The following is a 4,748-nucleotide window of genomic DNA, read 5'->3' as shown; positions in this document are numbered from 1 at the left end:
AACTGTTTAATTTATAAATGATGACTTACCAAGTATGTTTGAAGAAAAATAATCTCTAAAATTCTCATTTTGATTTTTCAATAGTTTAATTCAAAAAAATTCTATTGGATTTTTGATGATTTTTTAGAGTTTTTCTTCAATATTTTATGAGGTGTTATGACAGTGAAATTAAAATTAATATATTTAATTTGTTTGATTCTCTGTGTTTTTATAACATTTTCAACTGTTAATGCTACAGATTTAAGTCAGGATTTAGCTCTTGATGATTCTAATGATGTGGCAATAATTTCACAGTCTGAATCTTCTTTGACAAATTTAAATGAAAATAGTGACAATGCTGAATTTTATAATGAGGATGAGGATTGTGTAGATTCTATGAATGAATTATCTAATTCAAATCAGAAGAATATAGGGGATGATCAAAGTAATTCCTTATTATCAAATGATGATTTGGATTCTATTAATTCAGATGAGATATCTCTTAAATCTGGTCTTGGTTATGCAAATTCAGATATTAATTCAGATAGTTCAAGTAAAAATTCCTTAGGAGCAAGCATTCTTAAGGAAAGTTCATATACATTTAATGATTTACAGAATTTAATAAATAGTGCTAAAGCCAATTCTACTCTTAATTTGGAAGGTAAAACATTCATTGGAAATGGTTCCGTTGTCAAAATCGAAAAGGCATTAACCATCAATGGGGGTTCTAATGGTAATATGGCCACTTTAGATGCTAAAAACTTATCCAGTATATTACTAATAACCTCTAATAATGTTCATTTATTAAATTGTAATTTCATTAATGGTTTAGATAATTCAGTACTTATTAAGGCAAGCAATTGTTCAATTTCCAACAGCAATTTCAGAGACAATTACCATCATTTGCGTGTAATGGGAAATAATGAAAACTTTACACTTCAATATTGTAATTTTACAGGTGGATATTTAAATGAAAGCAGTTCTGTTGTCATTACAGTAAATAAATCCTATATCAGTTATTGTAATTTCATTAATAATACAGTCAAAAGCAATGCGGATGTCCAAGGTCATGGTGCTGCGCTTCAAATAGGAACATCATATACTTCCCTTAGTTTAGGATTTATCGATTATTGTAATTTTATAAACAATACAGTTATAACAAATTCTGATTCAACACATGCAGGGGCTCTTTGTTTCCGTCCAGGTATAGTTGTTAGGAATTCTAATTTCATTAATAATTATTGCAACCGTATGGGTGGTGCTACAAGTCTCCATAGTGATGGCGAAATTATAAACTGTACTTTCATTAACAATAGCGCTGGGGAATATGGTGGTGCTATATGTACTGGATTATCAACTGATGGTATCAGTGTAAATATAACAAATTGTACTTTTATTAATAACTCTGCACCTATGGGTGGTGCAATTCAGATTAAAGGACATAATGTTAGAGTAACCAATTCAAAATTTGAAGATAATAAGGCAAATGAAAGTGAAGGAGGGGCTCTTTTCATTGTGGGAAACAATGCTTTGATAATAAACTCCACATTTAATTATAATTTTGCAAAGACTGTCGGAGCAGGAATATTGATTAATGGATCTGATGTGTCTGTTTTGAATTCCAGCTTTGACAATAACCTTGCGGATTATGGTGCAGCAGTTTATGTCATTGGGCCAAATGCTAATTTATTCAGCTCAAATTTCACTAATCATGATGTTAAAAATGGGTCTGTTTATATTAAGGGTATAAACACTTATGTTTATGACAGTAATTTTTTAGATAATTTTGGTGAAGCAGGAGCAGGATTATTTATTCTGGGCTCAAACACTACCTTGATTTCAAGTAATTTTTCATCTAATAATGTTACTAAAAAAGGTGGAGCAATTTTTATTGAAGGATCTGATGCAAAATTGATTTTATCAAATTTCTTAAACAATAATGCAATACCAAGTATTTCTGAGTTAGAGGATGGATTAGGTGGAGCTATTTATATTAAAGGAGATAATAATTTAATCGATTCATCAATATTTAATTTCAACACTGCCAGAAATGGTTCTGCTATTTACACTGACGGATTAAAAATGACTTTATCAAATACAGATTTTGATAAGAATCAAGCTTGGTCATACGTTCTAAATTCAAGTGTCAATCCAAGTTCATGTTATTTTAATCAAAGCGATATTTTAATTGAATTAACATTGGTAGGTGGCAATAATATTGCAAATGCAATCTATAATACAGCATCTATGGATGAAATATACTTTTATAATGTGAGCTATATATCATCAAAGGGTAAAAAAGTAACTGGAGAAGAGGAAATACATCCTGTTGATGGTGCTCAAAACAGTAATGATGGCAGTTTATTGTATCAAGATGATAGGGAGGATAATCAATTAGTTAATGTAATTATTTATAAAGATTTACAAGAAAATGGCAAATTGTTATCCTCTTCTTCAATGGCAAACGGTCTTGCTGAAGGCAATGAATTTAATGGGCAGATTATCTTGAATAAAACATTCACCACAGGTATTCTTGGAGATATAGAATTTAACCTAAGTGATTATATCGATGAACCATTGGAACCTGGAAAATATCATCTTTATGCTGAGCATTTTGAAGATGATTATTACAAGGAAATAGATGAAACCAATGAATTTGATATTGTTCCGATTCTTGATTTATCTATTGATATAGGATCCAGCAGAGTGAATATCGATTTTAATAAGACAGTTAAATATACAATAAAAGTCCAAAACAATGGGCCTAACGATGCTACTGGTGTAAATGTAAATGCGGTTATTCCAGATGGATTGATTTATTTGTCTTCTAATCCTTCAATTGGCGATTATGATTCCAGTAATGGAATCTGGACAATTGGAAATTTAGGTTCTGGTGATAATCAAACATTGATTATCAATGTTCAGACAAATAAAACAGGATTAATCGATTTTCCTGTAAATGTTTCATCTATTGAAGATGATTCTAATTTAACCAATAATTATGATAATAAGACCATTAGGGTTCTAATGGCAGATTTAGCTATTGATGTTGAAGCTTCTGATGATAATTTAAACTATGGGGATACTGTTGATTGGACAGTTACTGTTGTAAATAAAGGTCCTAATAATGCAAGCAATCTCATTGTTATATTAGATTTGGATGATGGATTGATTTATTTAGACAGTTCTAACGATACATTTAATCAAAGCAATAATCAGTGGGAGATTCCTAATCTATTGGTTGGAGATGAGATCAATTTGATTATTTCAACTAAAGTGAATACTTCGAATAACTCTTTAAATCTAAAAGCTAATGTCTCTGCAGACACATTTGATTCTATTCCATCAAATAATTTTGATTTGGATAGTGTGAATGTTTTACCTTTATGTGATTTGATAACTAAAGTGAGTGTATCTGATAAGGAGGCAAATAAGGATGATGTTGTTGATTGGATTGTTGTTGTTTCTAATGATGGTCCTGATTGCGCATCTGATGTTTCTTTGTCTTTGTCTGATTTGGAGTCTTTAGGTTTGGTTGTTGTGGGTTCTTCTGATGATTCTTTTGATGAGGATGCTTGTGAGTGGTTCATTGGTGATTTGGATGCTGGTGATAATGTCTCACTGACTCTCACAACAAAAGTTGATAAGTCTAATGGTAATATTACCATTGTTGGAGAAGCAGAAACAAGTACAATGGAATCCGATTATGAAAATAATATTGACAATGAATCTTTAGCTATTAATCCATTATGTGATGTTAAAATTGATATTGAAGTATCAAATTCCACAATAAACAATGGGGATGTTGTAGATTGGATTGTTGTTGTTTCTAATGATGGTCCTGATTCTGCATCTGATGTTTCTTTGTCTTTGTCTGATTTGGAGTCTTTAGGTTTGGTTGTTGTGGGTTCTTCTGATGATTCCTTTGATGAAGATGCTTCTGAGTGGCTTATTGGTGATTTGGATGCGGGTGAAAGTATTTCATTAACCCTCACCACTAAAGCAAGTAGATCTGATGAGGATATTGTTCTTGTAGGGAATGTGAAAACAAGCACTTTTGAATTAAATGAAGATAATAATGAAGATAACGAAAGTTTAGAAGTGCTTCCAGTCTGTGATTTGGCAATTTCCATAAGTCCTGATAACAATCCTGTAAATGTTGGGGAAACTGTAAACTGGATAATTAATGTCACTAACAATGGTCCGGACAAAGCTAGTGATGTTAATGTAGCCAATAGTTTGCCTGAAGGTTTGGAATTTATTGTTCATGACTCAAATAAAGGGGATTTGGAAGAAATTACAGATGAAGACGGAAATGTAATCGATTTTATTTGGAAACTTGGTGATTTGGAAGCTAATGAGTCTGCATTATTAATCATTTCCACTAATGCGTTAGAAGAAAGATCAGTTTTAAACAATGTAAGCGTTAATTCTTCTACAACAGATATTAACCAATCCAATAATTTTGATTCCTCTGAACTTGATATAATATCCGATGATTCTGACAGCAATCAAGACGATAATCCTGAGAGTTCTGATAATACAGATGATAATAATGATTCTGAATCTGATGAGTATGATGATGAAAGTTTCCCATGGTATGATTATTTCCCTGATGATCAGAACAATAATTCAGGTAAAAAATTAGACGATGGTTCCTTAGATAAATCTAAAAATAATTATGGTGATAATTCTAAATTGAGCAATAAAAAGGATTCTATAATGCCTATAGACCTTTCAAATAACAAGACAGGCAATCCATTGGTTTT

Annotated in this window: 1 protein-coding gene; it reads left to right on the top strand. The window is 31.1% G+C overall.

All coding sequences use genetic code 11. The features are described from left to right. Positions 1–156: 156 nt before the first annotated feature. The coding region (locus tag ACKI67_RS00015) for a hypothetical protein (RefSeq protein ID WP_407461330.1) at positions 157–4,748 on the top strand (4,592 nt) is incomplete at its 3' end.

The organism is Methanobrevibacter sp. (assembly GCF_045577275.1).
Lineage (GTDB): Archaea > Methanobacteriota > Methanobacteria > Methanobacteriales > Methanobacteriaceae > Methanobrevibacter.
Note: the sequence above shows the minus strand (reverse complement) of the source record. Positions and strands in the feature narration are given on the sequence as shown.